Consider the following 13921-nt stretch of genomic DNA (forward strand, 5'->3'; position numbering starts at 1 on the left):
CCGACGCCCTTCATGATCGGCCACGCCACCGCCTCTTGCCCTGCGCTCTGTGCGGCTTCCCATCCGCGCAGCGCCCCAGCAGTCACCGGCGAAGCGAGTTCGCCTTTCCAGTCGACCGACATATCGAGCCCTTCCGATTCGGCCCATTGTTCGAAAGTTCGCGTCATGCTGCCGCCTTCGATCCACCGACGCAGTGGTCGGCGATCCAGAAAGTGGTGATGGATCCCGGCATGGCGCCGGGCGCGGCCTTCATGCTCATGAACACGAGAGCGGTATCGAGGTCGCCGGCGTGCGCCAGGTCGTCGAGCCAATACAGCAGGTTGTCGCGTTCGGCGCCGACCAGCACGTCGGCGCGGTCGAGCATCAGCACGCGCACGCCGGACAGGTGGGCGATGGCCTCGGCGATCAAGGCGTCTGCACGCCACTTCTCAGATTCAGACAGCAGGGCGTAATCGCGACCGGCCGCGGTGATCGACATATCAGCCGCGATCGCTACGCGTGCCCAGCCCGCGGCGTCGGATTGTTCTGCCGCGCGGGCATTGATCGGCCCGAGGGCTTCGGCGAGCAGATCAGCGGGGATGCCGACCGGACTCAACGCGTCGGCGAGTGCTTCCCAGGCTGCAACGTCTGTGTGATGCTGCGCGGCGCGCTTCGTTTTCTCGCCGGCGTCGGCGATCGCGCGCTGCGTCGCTTCGATGCCCGCGACAATCTCGCGCGCCTTGGTGGCGCTCGCTTTGGCCTCGGTCAGCGCCTGCTCAATGTCGGCCCGGGCCGGGGCATCGTCCGACGCTGCCTCGGCGGACTCTTTCATCACCAGTTCCAACTGCGCGGCGGCGTCGCGCGCGCGGTCGAATTCGGCCTCGCGGCTCTTCATGGCGTTCTGCAACACGGCCAGGCTCTTTTCGTACTCGGGCAGGCTTGCGACTGCATCCTCGTTTCGCTCGACGGGTGCGTCCGCCGCGAGCTTCCCGGCGAGGTAGCGCAGCAGGGCGCCGCACTCCGGACAGGTGCAAGGCATACCGTCGACCTTTCCGCCGGCGGCGGCGCGCAGCGCTTCGACCTTCGGCAGGAATTCGGCCAGTTCGGCGCGCGCGCGCTCGAGCGACTGTTCCGCCTTCGGCAGCTTGGCGGCAGCCTCGCGCAGTGCGGCGGCGCGCGCGTCACGTTGTTGCCGCTGGCGGTCTGCCGCGTCGATGGCGCCGAGCTGCTGCTGAAGGTCGGCGCACTCGCGGTCGAAGTTCTCGATCGTCTCGCGGCCCTCGACCAGCGCGGCGGCGAGATCGGCGGCATGCTCGGCCCCTTCCGGTGCCTTTGCCGTCCAACCGCTGGCCTTCGAGCTGCCGTAGGTCTCGCCGGTGACGGCGCGCCACGCGCCCTTTGCGGCGGTGGCTTTCGACTGCGCCTCGGTCGCCGCGGCGTCGAAGCCGGCGCGCACCAGTGGCAGCACGGCATCGACCTTGTCGCCGGTGATGCCGCGGGCAGCGAGGCGCTTGCGCACGTCATCGGTGCCCACGGTCACGCCCATCAGGTCGAATAAGAACGTGCGGCGGGCCTTCGAATCAAGGCTGGCGAAGCGCTGTGCGTCGAGCACGAACGGCGTGCGCGGATCGGCCGGGATCGTCTGCGTGATCTTCCCGCCGGGCAGCGCGACGTTATTCGCGCGCCCGTTGTCGGCCACGACGACGATGGATCCCGACTCTGCGCCGTCGTGTACCAGGCGCCCGTATTCCTTCTTGAGCGCCACGCGCACGCTCTCGCCAGCGAGGGCCAGGCGTACGGCGTCCTGAATGCTCGACTTCCCAGCACCGTTCGGCCCGCAGAAGAGGGCGACCGGCGTGCGCAGCTCGACGTCGGCCGAGCGGATGCCGAGGAAGTTGGTGGCGTGGATGTGGGTGAGCCGCATCGCCTTATCCCTCCTGTTCCTCGGTCGTGCGCAGCACGGTGCGCGTGCCAGTCTCGTCCGGTGCGCTGACGATGCCCTCGGCTTCCATGCGCTCAATGATGTGGTTCGCACGGTTGTACCCGATGCGCAGATGGCGCTGCAGGCTCGAAATAGATGCTTGCTGCGTCTCGATCACATGCTTCACCGCTTGGTCATACAGCGGATCTGCTGCGATTGCCTGCTCGTCGTGCCATGCCTTCCAACCCTTCACCCATTCGATGCAAAGAGGGCCGGCCACGACCGGGCAATCGCTTTCAGGTTTGCCTTCGGACGCGGCGGTATAGCCTTCGTCGAACGCGGCGTCGAGTTCTTCTTTCAGCGGCTGGTGCTCGATGGTCTTCACCTCGGCATCGACGATATCGTCGGGCATGCCGTCGCCGTCCTGGTCGGTGTATTCCTTGCCGAGGTCGAACGCGCGTTGATCGGACTCGCCGGTAACTTCGTCCATGCCCGAGGTGTACGACTCGTGTCCGCCGGACAGAACGAGCAGCACCGCCTGACCTTGGGCCTCGGCCAATTCGTGCAGCGCGGTGGCCGACTTACCGATCTTCACCACGGCCTTCGCGCCATCCTTGATCGTGATTTGATCCAGATCGCCGACTACCACCACGCGGCCCTGGCTGGCGATGAGGTGTACAGCCATCTTGACCGACGCATCGACGCGATTGCGAAGTCGGTCAAGAATGTCGTCTTGCTTCTTCTGCGAAAGCTTCACCCATACGTCGGGCAGAAGCTTGATTTCCTGCACCAGCGCGCCGAGCAGATCCTTACCGAGCGTGGTGGCGGTCATGTTCATGGTGTCTTTCATTTCGGGCGAGTGGCTCATGGTGATGCGTTCTCCTGTGGGTAATCTGCCCGCCGCGCCAGCGTGAAACCGGCAGCGCGGCGACGCTCTTCCTCCCGCGCTAGCCGTCTACGCGGGCCGTACCGGGGCGAGGTATTCAGTCCGCGTTGAGAGGGGCGCGCGTGCGGCGCGTGGTCGTCTGTGCGGCGGCGGGCGGCTCGTCGTCAGCCTTCATCAGTTCGCGCACCCGGCGGGCGGCGACCTGATTCAGCGTGGCTTTTTGCGCTTCGTCGGTGAGGCCCGAAATCATGCTGCGGGCGAGGTCCAATTCCTCGACGGTCGACGCGGTGAGCAGCTCGCGGTTGATGTCCTTGAACGTCGGGGCGTCGCCATCGCGATCGGCATCATCGCGGTCATCGATGTCGAGACCGGGCTGCTGGCCATCGTCTGCGGCGGCCCCAGGCTGGGGCGCCTGGTCGCCGACGGCGTCGGCAGGCTCGTCGCGCGTGGCCGGCTGTGCAACGTTGGCGCGCATCTCGCTCATCGTGGTGGACTGCACGACATACGATCCATCGGGATTGAGGTCGATGATGTCTTGGGCTTCCTCGACGGTTTGCAGGCCCATCAGCAGCTCGGGGGCATAGAGCTTCCCGAAGAAACTGGCGGTGCGGTAGCGCAGCATCACTTCGGGCATGGTCTGCCACTTGCTGCCGCTCTTGCCGTACCAGCCTTCCTTGACCGCCATTTCGACGGAAACCTTGGGGCTGTCGATGCGCGTGCCGGTTTCCTTCTCCACCGCCCAGGCGACGCACTCGAGGTTCTGTACGGTGGTCTTATGCTTCGAGGTCACGCGCTGACGGTCCACCCACTTCGTCACCTCATACTCGACTTCCTTCGGGCCGAGGTCTTTCAGGTCGAAGCGAAGCGGCGAGAATCGGCCGCAGCCATTGATAGCCGCGATGATCCACTGCGATGACCACGAAGGCCGGCCTTCGACGATGTACAGGTTCTGCATCACCATGAGCGGGTCGGCGCCCATGCGCTGCGACATGTTCAGCGCCACGACGCAATTGGCGAGCGCGTTCTGGTTCTCGCCCTTTTTCTCGTCCCACGCGCGGTAGGCGACGGGAACGAGCGTAGAACTGGAAAGCAGCTTGGCGGCGCGCTGCATGAGCTCGAAGGATTGCAGGCTGCTGAAGCCAGGTGTGACGGCGGGAAGGTTGGCTTCGCGCGGCGCGGGCGAGCGGAGATTGTCCAGCGTGGTTGGTGCGTTCATGGTCGTGTCTCAGTCGTGGAATTGGCAGGCGGCGTAGCGCGGGCAGTACTTCTCCGAGCACAGCAGCGATTTCGGGTTGGGATAGAAGCGGCCGGTCTTGAACATGTCGGCCGCGAACTCGATCAGGCCAGGCGTCGATTCGGTGCCGAGCATGGCGCGCTTGGCGTTCTTGATCGTGCCGGTGGCGATTTCGAGCGTGCCCTTCGTCTTGAGGCCGATGATTTCGGCGTCGTCGCCGATCACATTGCCCGTGGAGTGCTCGTAGAGAAGCTCGTACGTGCCCACCTGCGGGCCGTGGCCCTTCGTCACGGCCGCGCCTTTCTGCACGGCTGCCGAACCACTCTTCAGGTCGGCGATGCCTACGCCTTCGGCAGTACGGCGTACGCGTGCCCGGTCCATGGTTCCGGTCAGGCGAACGATGACGCCATTGCCGCAATCAATGTCGAGCGGCTTCGTTTCCATTTCCACGGCCACAAACTCGAATTGCGGCGACACCTCGCGGCAGTACTTCGTCAGCAGCGTGATGCCGATGCGCTCGGCTTCGGACATCGTCAGATCGTCCTGCGACGGATCAAACTCGTTTTCCGGATCGCGCAGCTTGTCGATGAGCGCGCCGGCGGCGTCGTCAGCGGTGAGCCCAGCGCCATCCAGGCGGCCCTGATCGAACACGGCAGTGCCCGCGTGGATGGCGGTGCCCAGTGCCGCGCGCAGGCCGACGACATTGCGCAGCTTGAGCAGGTGAATTCCTTCCCATCGGTACGAGCAGTCGAAGAGGGCGCCCCAGCTCGAGGCGCGAACGGTGTAGATGCTTTGCATGGCGGTTCTCTCAGTGGATGCGGACGAAAATCAGATCGTTGCCGGACCAGCGGCACGACAGCCGCCAGCCCCGAGCGCGCATGCGCTCGACGAATTCGTGGAAGAGGGGATCGTTCATGCGGACCTCCCGTAGACCGGCATTTCGCTGGCTTCGGCGTCGACGCAGTACTTCGCGCCGCCGATGAGCAGGGCAAGGACGACCAGGACGATGAGGACGCGGCCACAGAACTGGCTGAAGTCGAGGGCGAGGCGGATCATGCGGCACCTCGTGCTTTGGAGAGGGCGGCGCGGATCTGCGAAGCGGCGTCGGCGTAGTTCCTACGCTTCTTCTCGTTCGGCGTGTTGAAGCACACCGCCTCAATGTAGGAGAGCGCCATTTCGGCAACGGCCAGCAATTCCGGCGCGGCCGCGATCAGACGGGCGTCTGGCCCTTCATGCCCACCGTTCGGGAAATGGAGATCGGGGCAGCCATCACTGCGCTGCACGGTGCCGCACAGAACTTCGCGGCGGGTCGTATCGCTGACGATTCGGCGATACGAATTGCTCGTCCAGATCGTCCACGGACCCGGCGTGTGTTTGCCACTCATCTCATTCCCCCGTAGCACGGCGCACGAGCAGGCGGCGCAGATCACCGCTGATCGAGTCGGGGTCGCGCAGCTCGTCGCGCGCTTCCCCGATCGTCAGGCCGTGCTCTTCCGCGTAGGCAGCCAGATCGTCGGCCACGTCGAGCGAGGTCTGATACCGCTGTTCCTCGATGCTCTCGACGTAGCTGACGTTCATCGCGCTGGCCCCTTCGTGCGTTCACTTCCGAATGCGCTTTCGCGCGGCTGACGCAGCTACCGGTTCCCGGCCCGGCGACCCCGCGTCATGACTCGTCAGTCAGCGGATTGGGGTGGGTTGTGTGCTGCGTTGGAGTGAATATTAGGAAATCCTTAAGTTTTGGTCAATAGGATTTCCTAATTTATTTTCGGATTTCCTAAGTTGACTCTGGGGAATGGGTCTGGGCTGCCGGCAGACGGACGCAAAAAAGCCCGCTCAGGGCGGGCTTGTGGGAGTCGGGCAAGAAAAAACCCGCCGAGGCGGGCTTTTGATAGATGTGGGCGTACGAGTCAAGTCGCTGGGGCGAGGGCCTTAGTAACGTACAGTTTGGGCCCAGTTAGTTCGCCTTCTTCTGTAATCGCCACAACGTCTAAACGGCAGGGGCCGTCGAACTGGAATGGCGAGAATATGAGAGCTGCGCCGGCGTGCGCGCGCGTAGGAGGGGCGAATCCCTCACGACTTGTCGCATTTAGGACGAGAGACTCTGGTTCAAACTTAATCGAACTAATAGTTTCTCCATCTTTTCGCACTACGAGTTCAAGCTCCTTAAATGGCTTTTCTATCGCTGTGTGAACGGATGCAAAAATGCAAAGCTTTGGGATAGTAATGGGGAAATCAGAGACATGCATGTCATTTAAGTAGACGCCCATGAATGACATCTTATTCCCGATTTCGTTGCGAATGTCATCGCAAAATATTGCTTCAATGTGACGGCCACTCATTTGTTCTCCTGCTTGCAAACCTGCACGAATGCGCCAACCACATCCAATAGCGGAACATCGAGAACACTAGAAAGGCGAACGAATGTACTAAGCCTAGGATCTCCGCGGCCAGATTCAATTCTCGCAATGGAGGGTTGCTTCATGCATGCGAGGGCCGCCAACTGCGTCTGCGAGATTCCACGGTCGAGACGAAATTCGCGCAAGGATAAATTTTCTAGGCGCTTGACTTCCTCGTAGTCTGAGGCCGCCGCCGCCAACGCTTCTCGGCCACCTGGTTCGTTCGCGAATGCGGCGATTTCCGCATCAATATCAACGAACTCGTCGTCTGGAAGCGTGTTAATGAACTTCGTTTGTTTGAACTCTAGAGCAAAGGGTTCACTGGTCGCTGACGGAGCGAATTCAGTGAACTTTGAGCCCGAGTCGCTTATAAAGCTCACGAATACGTTTGCACGTGTCGGGGTCATTTTCATAATCTAGGCTCCGATGTACTACCGCCACAATGTAGAAGTCTTTTGCTTCGATATCGTAGAAGTAGATAAGCCTGTAAGGAAATGTGTGGCCAGGAGCGTCATATGCCTTTATGCGCCATACGTCGTGACCGCGTTTGTGGAAGAACTGGAATTGAGTGACTTCATAGTCAAACCCTAATCCGGGCCAGATCGTGTCCGGTGTGGTCAAATGCTCGAGAGGTGAAGGGTCATCAATCAACCCGCGGACGATCAGAAGCGCCATCGCAGCATCTTTCTGCGATGTCAACTTGATTTTCTGGATGTCCTCGTTGGCCTCCCTGTGGAGCCTTACTCTTGTCATTATAGCTTATAACATATAATTTTCAAGATTGCATGCCGCCCAGACCGCTATCACCGTCTCCGGTATCGCCTGTGCTCGACCATGACCCCGACCACGCGCAACGGCTCGCCTTCGTTGCTGATCGTCGGGTAGTCTGGGTTCAGCGGCACCAGTTCGAATATCTCGATGCCGCTGGAGTTTACACCACGTGGTCGGTAGGTCTTGAACGTCGCTTCGTCGCGCCCGTTGGTGGCCACAACGAAGTCCCCGGGAATGGGCCGGATTGCGGGATCAACGAGAATCCGGTCGCCTTCTCGAAAATCGGTTTCCATCGAACGCCCCTCGATCTCGAGCGCGAAAGCGCTTTCGGACAGGTCCAGATCTGTCAGTAGATACTCGAACGCGTTGCCGGCAGGGAAGGGCATCACGGTCTCATGCATCAGTCCTGCCTGCACGCTGCTGATCAACGGTATGCGTCGCTTGCCCACTTCTGCGGGGCGCACATTCACCGGGCCATCCATGGGGCCAGTCCCGTCACGCAGCCACTCGGGTTCAACCCGCAGAAACTTCGCCAGCGCGACCACCTTCTCGTCGTCGACCGCGTCCGCAGAGCCGTTGAACCATAGGGAAACGGCTGCTGTGCTGATTCCGCTGGCTTCGGCGATATCCGACTTCTGCCGGACGCCGCGCAGGCCCATCGCGTAGTGCAGCCTGGCTGTGAAGCTCTCCGGGGGGTAAGAATTGAGGTACTTCGGGGCCGGCTTTTGCCCCGGCCCAATGAGCGAAGGAATGCGCTGATTTCCCCTGCCGGTGATCAGCCAAAACATATTGAAGCCGTACGCTTCTTGAAGGCGTGCGGCCTGGTCGTGGCCAATATCGAGCAGCTCGCCGCAAAGCCATTTTGCCGCGGTGCCCGGTGCTACGCCAGCCGCCGCCTCGAGCGCATCCTGCGTGATTCCACCGTCGCCCAGAATAGCTGTAATGCGCTGGGCGAGGCCCTCGCATGCCTGGGTCGCCGCGGGGAAGGTGTTGGCGTTCGTGGTCATGTCAGCGCCTATCGCCGGCGATATCGGCGGTGCTCGACCATCACGCCGATGATCCGAGCCGGCTCGTGCTCGCTGTTGATGGTCGGGTAGTCGTCGTTTAACGGCACGAGCTCGAACACTTCTCGGCCGCCCTGGCCGATACCGCGGGGCCGGTACTTTTTGAAGGTCGCTTCTTCTCGGCCGTTTTTCGCGACCACGAAGTCGCCGGGCTGCGGCTGCAGTGCCGGGTCGACAATGATGCGGTCCCCCTCCTTGAAATCGGGTTCCATCGACTGGCCCTCGATTTCCAGCGCGAATGCGTGATCCGACAGATCGAGGTCAGTCAGGAGGTATTCGAACGCCGCACCCGGAGGAAACGGCTCGAGCGCTTCAGTCATCCTCCCGGCCTGGACACTACTGATAAGCGGGATACGGCGCTGCCCTATGGACGCAGGCATAACGTTCCCGATGCCTGATGTCCCGCCATCGAGGGTTTTGTGGCCCTTACCTGTAGCGAGCCACCAAGGATTCACCTTAAAAAACTGAGCGGCCAGCAGTAAGTTTTCACCACTGATGTTCTTCGTGCGACCGGACATCCAGTCGTTGATAGACGGTTGCTTAATTCCGCACGCGCGTGCGAGTTCCGCCGGCTTGGCCCCGGAATCCTCGAAACATTCGGTAAGACGTTCAGCGAGTGTAGACATTAGGTAAGCCTAACAGAATGAGACTTCGGAATTCCTTGACTGAAAAGTAAGGAAATCCTAAACTTCCGGGAAATTGTCATCGGAGCCAGTGATGGATGCCTACGCAGTTGCTGTCATCGAACTCTTCGGCGGAACAACGAAAACGGCCGAATTCTTCGATATCGAACCCCCATCGGTGTCCGAATGGAAGAAAACCGGAATTCCGAAGGCGCGCCTTCAGACGCTTCAACACGCCAAGCCGGATTTGCTTGCCGCCGCCGCTAAAGCGTGCGAACCGAATCCGGCATGAGAAAGATCATCCCGATCCGTCGCCGCATCGGCCTGCTCGGCACCGTCGTCGCGCTGTTCAGCGCATGGCGGCTGCATCGCGCTGACCGCCGGCCGCCCAGTCCTTACTACGATCCGAAACAGTTCCGGGGGCGTCGATGATGTGCATCCAAGTCCCTATTGCGCTTTACGCCCTGGCGCTTCTTGCCTTGAGCTCGATGCTGTACTTGACTGGCAGGCACATGAATCGCGTATGGACCGAGATGAGAAATGAGTTGCGTGAACTCAGGGGAGCAGCGAATGCCCGCACCGTGACTGACTCGCCAGATACCCGTTCGGGAGGGACGCGAACGTCGAGCGGCAGCGACTTGGATTCCGGACTATGAGCAGGTTCGAAGGAAAGACGTCCTCGTGTATTGATCGGCTGCATTGCTTCGCTGAGTTTGCACCCGTCGACTGTCAGGCGGTGAATCTTGAGCGGAAGCGTGCTCGGGAAGACGTGCAATTCCAGAAGCAGCAAGCCATCTTCTCTCGATTCAAGGAAACCACTCAGGTGTGGCTCGGCCTGCTTTCGCATGAAGTGGTACTGCATGGCCGCGTAAATCCCGGTGACGGCAGTTGCGACGGCTGTCACGGTGTTCGCAAGATCAAAGCTCAAGAGGGACTCCCTTGCTGTGGCGTCAACGGTGTAGGAGCCAAGGATTCTACGGCAGGTGGAGTTTCTCGCCATTTCAGTTCGGCGCTGCGGCGCCGCCTCGTTCGTTTTCTTGAAAGCCATCGTATCGATCGCGAATCGCAACTGGGAGCATGCGATGAATGTTGCAGACCGAAATGAATTTGTGGTAAGGCGCCTGATTGCGCAGCACCTGCAGAAAACCGTGGCCGATGCGATCAACGTCGAGCGGTCGAACTTCAGCCGTTTCCACAACAACCGTGGCCATGGTCTGCAACTCGGCAAGTTCTGTGAACTCCTCGCATTCCTCGGGCTCGATCTTTCGCTGATCCCGGAAGACTGTGAGGGCCCGGCTGCGGCGGGTGACACGATCACCATTCCGCGTGCCCAGTACGAGGCGATGCGCGTGATGCTGAAGCACTCGTTGGGGGACTGACATGGCATCTCGAAAAGCGTGGTGCGCTGAAGAGGACGCCTTGCTCGTGCAGCTCTGGGCAACGCACATGTCTATCAAGCAGATTGCGGCGCGTTCTGCCGACCGTACACCAGTCGCCGTGCAGAAGCGCGCCCGTTATGGACTCGGGTTGCCCGACCGGATCAACATGCCTCGCCCGAATCGGTCGGTCGCGTGGGAAGCGATCCAGCGCGAGTTGCGTAAGGTGCCGATGGCCGATTCCAAGTTTCTGGCCATGGTGACGGGCTTCTCGCGTCGCCAAGTCCTCATTCAGCTGCGCGCACGCTACACCGCCGGCGAGCTTCACATCGCCGGATGGGCGCGCTACGCCCCTGCCGGCGTATGGGCTGCCCGCTACGCGCTCGGTGCCGGCGTTGACGCACTCAAACCAGATCCGATACCGCCCGAAGTGGTGGACCGGCGCTACAAGCAGCGGGCCAGTAAGGATCCTGCGTACACAGCCGCGCGCAACGCGCGTGCCCGCGCACGCTATGCGATCAAGACAGGGCGGCTTGTTCGTCGTGATCCACTGGTTGCGGCGCTGTATGGCACCGCGTAGGCGGGGGAAAAATGGCAAGAATTCGCTCAGTAAAACCTGAATTTTGGACGTCCGAGCAGGTGATGGACGTGTCTCGCGACGCACGCATCCTGTTCATCGGGATGTGGAACTTCTGCGACGACGCGGGAATTCACTCGGCCAACGAGAAGCGCCTGAAGGCCGAGGTATTCCCGGCGGATGATCTGACTTCGGCGGATGTTCGCCGAATGGTCGACGAACTGCTTCGCGTCGGCTTGCTCGACGAGTATGAAGTCGCCGGACAGCGATTCTGGATCGTCACGGGCTGGCATCACCAGAAGATTGACCAACCGACGTTCAAGCACCCACTGCCGGACGGCACAGTTCCTTCTGGTGCGCCGAAACGCCGTCAAACCCGCATGAAATCGAAAGATTCGCCGAACGATCACGGATTTGACAGCGAACGTTCGACGAATGATCGGGGAATGTTCGGCGAACAGTCGTCGAATGAACGGGGAGTGTTCGACGACCGTTCACCCCCGGAGGGGAGTGGAGTGGAAGGGAGTGGAGTATCAAAAGGTAGTGGTACTTCAATCGCCGTAAGCGGCGACGATGCAATCCGCAGCCTTCCGGATGCGTACGTGCCAGCCAACGCGGCCGAATGGGCGACGTTCTTCGGCGCCGAGTACGGCATCGAGGTCTCTGTGAGCAGCCAGCACGATCGGCGGAAGTTCGTCCCGTTGGCGACAGCATGGGTGAATGCCGATATCACGCTCGGTCGGATGCGCCACGCCATCGAGCGCGCATACGCCGAGGCGACCGAACCGATCGCTTACCTGCCGGCATACGTCGACCGCGTGCTGGCCAGCTCGAGCGCACCGCGTGCCTCGCCCAAAGGCCACGAGGGTCGAGAACAACAGATCGAGGCAGATAACGCCGCAGCGAAGGAAATGCTTTTCGGGCGCAAGCCTGAGCGAGAGGTGATCAATGGTTGAGGCAGATTTCGACGAGTTCGTCGCCGTGCTCGACACGGTTTGCTCGTACGGCTCAAAGCCCATGTCCGCAAGTGCCAAGGCCGTATTTTTCAAGGCGCTTGAGCCGTATCCGCTGAGCGCCGTACGTGTCGCGTTCTTTGCGCACCTCAAGGATCCCGTGCGAGGCAGTTTTAACCCTCGACCGGCGGACATCATCGCCAAGATCTGCCCGCCGGCCGATGTGGATGCGCTACTCGACGAGGCTGTGACACAGCTTAACCGCCGACGCTATGGCGGGGACGATGTCTGGTCGGACCCGGTCGTGTACTGGGCGGCCCAGCGCGTCGGTGCACACACGATGCTCAACCTCGGCCGCGAGCTGCTCGTGAAGCGGTTTGGCGCAGCGCTTGAGGCTGTGCGGCGAGAAGGCAACGTGCCGCCCGTTCCGCCCGCGATGGCCGCGCTGCCTGCGCCCGGCAAAGCCGTGACGGACAAGGCGACAGGCCGTGCGCACCTCGCCACGATTCTGGCGGGATGCAAGGGGCGCTCGGAACGCTCGCTCTCGCGTACGCGCGAGGCGTTGCTCCCGGTTGCAGATCGCCCCGACGCCGTGGCGAAGTTGCTCCCCGATTCCGTCCTCGCGTACGCGCGAGGGGCAGAGAAGGGCGCGCAGCGCTCGCCGCGAGGCTGACGATGGACCTGTGCACGCTGTGCCTCGCCAATGCCGGACGCCTCGACTTCACGAAGCCGTGCTGTCGCGTCCGGCACCTGTTGGCGCTGCCGAAGGTCGAAATGCGCCGCGAGACGCTGGCCAGGTGGCGCGAGCAACTGGGCGCGGCGGCCGCCGTCGAGATTGAGAACGAAGTGAAGGCCCGATGGGCAGCGAGGAAAGCATGACCGAAAACCGCCTGTTGTTCGACGACACCCGGCTTCTGCGCCGGGTTGTTTTCTCCGTGCCCGGCCAGCCGGTGGCGAAGGGGCGCCCCAAGTTCGCGCGGCAGGGCGGCTTCGTGCGCACGTACACGCCCGAGAAGACGGTGAACTACGAGACGCTCGTGAAGCTGGCCGCCGGCGAGGCAATGGCGGGTGCCGCGCCGATCGACGGCCCGGTCGAACTGTGGCTCGACATCGGACTCACGATCCCGGCGAGCTGGTCGAAGAAGAAGCAGGCGGCGGCCGTGGCCGGGAAGGTGGCGGCCACGAAGAAGCCCGACGCTGACAACGTGCTCAAGGCGGTCAAGGACGGAATGAACGGCATCGTCTGGAACGACGACGCCCAGGCGGTGGAATACCGCATCAGCAAGCGCTACAGCCTGACGCCCGGTGTGCGGGTGCAGGTCGAGCAGTTGCCGCTGGAAGCGGCGTGATGGATTGGCACTTTTGACGGGGGAACAGGCCAATGAACGAAGCATTTAAAGACACGCGACAGGCGCTACACGTGGCGTACCTCGTTCTGTCGCTACCGCCGCGCCAAAAGGCGCCCTTCCGGAACATGCTGATTCGGATCCTCGAGGACCTCGACCGGCCGACGAGAGCGCAGGAAGCGTGGCTGAACGAGCTGCGTGGCCCGCAGGGGGACTTTGATCCCGAACGCCTGACGCTTGAGGAATATCGCGCTCAGTGCGCCATGATCACAGATGCAGCGCGCACGCGCTTGCCGTCGCCTGAATACGCGGCGGTGCTCGCGCGCTTCGCGCATGGTGACGAGAAGGTGAGGGGTATCAAGGCGTTGGCCGTCTGGTCGCGGAAGTCGAGCGGCATCACGGCGGTTGGGCTGCTGGAGGACTTGGTCGTGTGGAACTACCTGCCGCGTACCAAACGTGAAGGGGCGTCAATTCGGGATCTGGCCGAGCGGCACAAGGTGACCAAGGACAAGGCTTTCCGTGCCGCGAAGTGGATGGCGCGGCGCTTTACCGAACTCGAAAATCTGGCGGTCGCGCGACTCGAATCGGGTTTCGTTCTGCACGGGGTGGTGCCCGCCGCAAACCGTCCCACGTGCGACTTCGCGCAGTCCGTTGCAGCGTAAGGACTTCGAACGAAAAAGCGCTTGCAGTTTTGCGACAAAGCACCTAAGATTCGCCCATACTCACCGCGAGTACACCCAAAGCCCGCTCAACGCGGGCTTTTTGCATTCCGCGCAGCGATTCATCGTCGGCCGC

At 62.0% G+C, this 13921-nt stretch carries 21 protein-coding genes; 9 read left to right on the forward strand and 12 right to left on the reverse strand.

The window, feature by feature from the left end:
* Positions 1 to 163 precede the first annotated feature (163 nt).
* The 11 genes from PMO31116_RS20310 to PMO31116_RS20355 form a co-directional block, all read right to left on the reverse strand.
* Positions 164 to 1903 (reverse strand): AAA family ATPase, encoded by a 1740-nt coding sequence (locus PMO31116_RS20310; protein WP_150568278.1) that lies wholly within the window; start codon positions 1901 to 1903, stop codon positions 164 to 166.
* Between the two features lie 4 nt (positions 1904 to 1907).
* The gene (locus PMO31116_RS24305; RefSeq protein WP_281350165.1) at positions 1908 to 2738 is read right to left on the reverse strand and encodes a DNA translocase FtsK; all 831 of its coding nucleotides are present in this window, start codon (positions 2736 to 2738) and stop codon (positions 1908 to 1910) included.
* A gap of 145 nt (positions 2739 to 2883) precedes the next feature.
* Positions 2884 to 4002 carry a hypothetical protein gene (locus PMO31116_RS20320; protein WP_150568280.1) on the reverse strand — a complete coding sequence of 373 codons (1119 nt, stop codon included), beginning with the start codon at positions 4000 to 4002 and terminating at the stop codon, positions 2884 to 2886.
* A 9-nt stretch (positions 4003 to 4011) separates the two neighbouring features.
* Positions 4012 to 4818, reverse strand: a complete 807-nt coding sequence (locus PMO31116_RS20325; protein ID WP_150568281.1) for a RecB family exonuclease — start codon at positions 4816 to 4818, stop codon at positions 4012 to 4014.
* Between the two features lie 114 nt (positions 4819 to 4932).
* A complete protein-coding gene (locus PMO31116_RS23800; RefSeq protein WP_174971598.1) occupies positions 4933 to 5076 on the reverse strand; it encodes a hypothetical protein in 144 nt (47 codons plus the stop codon).
* Complete coding sequence (locus PMO31116_RS20330; protein WP_150568282.1) at positions 5073 to 5405, reverse strand: hypothetical protein; 333 nt, start codon at positions 5403 to 5405, stop codon at positions 5073 to 5075. Before PMO31116_RS20330 ends, PMO31116_RS23800 begins: the two co-directional genes overlap by 4 nt.
* Position 5406: 1 nt before the next feature.
* Positions 5407 to 5598, reverse strand: coding sequence for a hypothetical protein (locus PMO31116_RS20335; protein WP_115344705.1), 192 nt, complete (start codon positions 5596 to 5598; stop codon positions 5407 to 5409).
* 329 nt (positions 5599 to 5927) lie between these two features.
* Positions 5928 to 6359, reverse strand: a complete 432-nt coding sequence (locus PMO31116_RS20340; RefSeq protein ID WP_150568283.1) for a DUF6941 family protein — start codon at positions 6357 to 6359, stop codon at positions 5928 to 5930.
* On the reverse strand, positions 6356 to 6829 hold the full coding sequence (locus PMO31116_RS20345) for a helix-turn-helix domain-containing protein (RefSeq protein WP_080685085.1): 474 nt from the start codon (positions 6827 to 6829) through the stop codon (positions 6356 to 6358). Before PMO31116_RS20345 ends, PMO31116_RS20340 begins: the two co-directional genes overlap by 4 nt.
* A gap of 390 nt (positions 6830 to 7219) precedes the next feature.
* On the reverse strand, positions 7220 to 8194 hold the full coding sequence (locus PMO31116_RS24160; RefSeq protein WP_246185405.1) for a LexA family protein: 975 nt from the start codon (positions 8192 to 8194) through the stop codon (positions 7220 to 7222).
* 8 nt (positions 8195 to 8202) lie between these two features.
* Positions 8203 to 8877: a LexA family protein gene (locus PMO31116_RS20355; RefSeq protein WP_150568284.1), complete on the reverse strand. Its 675-nt coding sequence runs from the start codon at positions 8875 to 8877 to the stop codon at positions 8203 to 8205.
* A gap of 91 nt (positions 8878 to 8968) precedes the next feature.
* Between PMO31116_RS20355 and PMO31116_RS20360 the strand changes: the two genes are divergently transcribed.
* Positions 8969 to 9166, forward strand: coding sequence for a helix-turn-helix domain-containing protein (locus PMO31116_RS20360; RefSeq protein WP_150568285.1), 198 nt, complete (start codon positions 8969 to 8971; stop codon positions 9164 to 9166).
* Positions 9163 to 9306, forward strand: a complete 144-nt coding sequence (locus PMO31116_RS23805) for a hypothetical protein (protein WP_174971601.1) — start codon at positions 9163 to 9165, stop codon at positions 9304 to 9306. The genes PMO31116_RS20360 and PMO31116_RS23805 overlap by 4 nt, the downstream gene beginning before the upstream one ends.
* A 25-nt stretch (positions 9307 to 9331) precedes the next feature.
* On the opposite strand, the gene PMO31116_RS20365 is transcribed toward PMO31116_RS23805, so the two are convergent.
* The gene (locus PMO31116_RS20365) at positions 9332 to 9802 is read right to left on the reverse strand and encodes a hypothetical protein (RefSeq protein ID WP_150568286.1); all 471 of its coding nucleotides are present in this window, start codon (positions 9800 to 9802) and stop codon (positions 9332 to 9334) included.
* Positions 9803 to 9857: 55 nt separating this feature from the next.
* On the opposite strand from PMO31116_RS20365, the gene PMO31116_RS20370 reads away from it, so the two are divergent.
* The 7 genes from PMO31116_RS20370 (at position 9858) to PMO31116_RS20400 (ending at position 13788) form a co-directional block, all read left to right on the forward strand.
* A complete protein-coding gene (locus PMO31116_RS20370; protein ID WP_150568287.1) occupies positions 9858 to 10253 on the forward strand; it encodes a hypothetical protein in 396 nt (131 codons plus the stop codon).
* A 67-nt stretch (positions 10254 to 10320) separates the two neighbouring features.
* Positions 10321 to 10830: a hypothetical protein gene (locus PMO31116_RS20375; protein WP_150568288.1), complete on the forward strand. Its 510-nt coding sequence runs from the start codon at positions 10321 to 10323 to the stop codon at positions 10828 to 10830.
* Between the two features lie 11 nt (positions 10831 to 10841).
* Positions 10842 to 11783: a hypothetical protein gene (locus PMO31116_RS20380; RefSeq protein ID WP_150568289.1), complete on the forward strand. Its 942-nt coding sequence runs from the start codon at positions 10842 to 10844 to the stop codon at positions 11781 to 11783.
* On the forward strand, positions 11776 to 12453 hold the full coding sequence (locus PMO31116_RS20385) for a hypothetical protein (protein WP_150568290.1): 678 nt from the start codon (positions 11776 to 11778) through the stop codon (positions 12451 to 12453). Before PMO31116_RS20380 ends, PMO31116_RS20385 begins: the two co-directional genes overlap by 8 nt.
* A gap of 2 nt (positions 12454 to 12455) precedes the next feature.
* Positions 12456 to 12659 (forward strand): hypothetical protein, encoded by a 204-nt coding sequence (locus PMO31116_RS20390; protein WP_150568291.1) that lies wholly within the window; start codon positions 12456 to 12458, stop codon positions 12657 to 12659.
* Positions 12656 to 13129, forward strand: coding sequence for a RusA family crossover junction endodeoxyribonuclease (locus PMO31116_RS20395; RefSeq protein ID WP_150568292.1), 474 nt, complete (start codon positions 12656 to 12658; stop codon positions 13127 to 13129). Before PMO31116_RS20390 ends, PMO31116_RS20395 begins: the two co-directional genes overlap by 4 nt.
* A gap of 32 nt (positions 13130 to 13161) precedes the next feature.
* Positions 13162 to 13788, forward strand: a complete 627-nt coding sequence (locus tag PMO31116_RS20400) for a hypothetical protein (protein ID WP_150568293.1) — start codon at positions 13162 to 13164, stop codon at positions 13786 to 13788.
* Positions 13789 to 13921 lie beyond the last annotated feature (133 nt).

It is taken from the genome of Pandoraea morbifera (assembly GCF_902459575.1).
GTDB classification, from domain to species: Bacteria; Pseudomonadota; Gammaproteobacteria; order Burkholderiales; family Burkholderiaceae; genus Pandoraea; species Pandoraea morbifera.

What these genes read in the sequence shown, in the direction of transcription:
- PMO31116_RS20310 (WP_150568278.1), bottom strand. Translation starts at nt 1,903, where the DNA reads ATGCGGCTCACCCACATCCACGCCACCAACTTCCTCGGCATCCGCTCG.
- PMO31116_RS24305 (WP_281350165.1), bottom strand. Translation starts at nt 2,738, where the DNA reads ATGAACATGACCGCCACCACGCTCGGTAAGGATCTGCTCGGCGCGCTG.
- PMO31116_RS20320 (WP_150568280.1), bottom strand. Translation starts at nt 4,002, where the DNA reads ATGAACGCACCAACCACGCTGGACAATCTCCGCTCGCCCGCGCCGCGC.
- PMO31116_RS20325 (WP_150568281.1), bottom strand. Translation starts at nt 4,818, where the DNA reads ATGCAAAGCATCTACACCGTTCGCGCCTCGAGCTGGGGCGCCCTCTTC.
- PMO31116_RS23800 (WP_174971598.1), bottom strand. Translation starts at nt 5,076, where the DNA reads ATGATCCGCCTCGCCCTCGACTTCAGCCAGTTCTGTGGCCGCGTCCTC.
- PMO31116_RS20330 (WP_150568282.1), bottom strand. Translation starts at nt 5,405, where the DNA reads ATGAGTGGCAAACACACGCCGGGTCCGTGGACGATCTGGACGAGCAAT.
- PMO31116_RS20335 (WP_115344705.1), bottom strand. Translation starts at nt 5,598, where the DNA reads ATGAACGTCAGCTACGTCGAGAGCATCGAGGAACAGCGGTATCAGACC.
- PMO31116_RS20340 (WP_150568283.1), bottom strand. Translation starts at nt 6,359, where the DNA reads ATGAGTGGCCGTCACATTGAAGCAATATTTTGCGATGACATTCGCAAC.
- PMO31116_RS20345 (WP_080685085.1), bottom strand. Translation starts at nt 6,829, where the DNA reads ATGAAAATGACCCCGACACGTGCAAACGTATTCGTGAGCTTTATAAGC.
- PMO31116_RS24160 (WP_246185405.1), bottom strand. Translation starts at nt 8,194, where the DNA reads ATGACCACGAACGCCAACACCTTCCCCGCGGCGACCCAGGCATGCGAG.
- PMO31116_RS20355 (WP_150568284.1), bottom strand. Translation starts at nt 8,877, where the DNA reads ATGTCTACACTCGCTGAACGTCTTACCGAATGTTTCGAGGATTCCGGG.
- PMO31116_RS20360 (WP_150568285.1), top strand. Translation starts at nt 8,969, where the DNA reads ATGGATGCCTACGCAGTTGCTGTCATCGAACTCTTCGGCGGAACAACG.
- PMO31116_RS23805 (WP_174971601.1), top strand. Translation starts at nt 9,163, where the DNA reads ATGAGAAAGATCATCCCGATCCGTCGCCGCATCGGCCTGCTCGGCACC.
- PMO31116_RS20375 (WP_150568288.1), top strand. Translation starts at nt 10,321, where the DNA reads ATGTCTATCAAGCAGATTGCGGCGCGTTCTGCCGACCGTACACCAGTC.
- PMO31116_RS20380 (WP_150568289.1), top strand. Translation starts at nt 10,842, where the DNA reads ATGGCAAGAATTCGCTCAGTAAAACCTGAATTTTGGACGTCCGAGCAG.
- PMO31116_RS20385 (WP_150568290.1), top strand. Translation starts at nt 11,776, where the DNA reads ATGGTTGAGGCAGATTTCGACGAGTTCGTCGCCGTGCTCGACACGGTT.
- PMO31116_RS20390 (WP_150568291.1), top strand. Translation starts at nt 12,456, where the DNA reads ATGGACCTGTGCACGCTGTGCCTCGCCAATGCCGGACGCCTCGACTTC.
- PMO31116_RS20395 (WP_150568292.1), top strand. Translation starts at nt 12,656, where the DNA reads ATGACCGAAAACCGCCTGTTGTTCGACGACACCCGGCTTCTGCGCCGG.
- PMO31116_RS20400 (WP_150568293.1), top strand. Translation starts at nt 13,162, where the DNA reads ATGAACGAAGCATTTAAAGACACGCGACAGGCGCTACACGTGGCGTAC.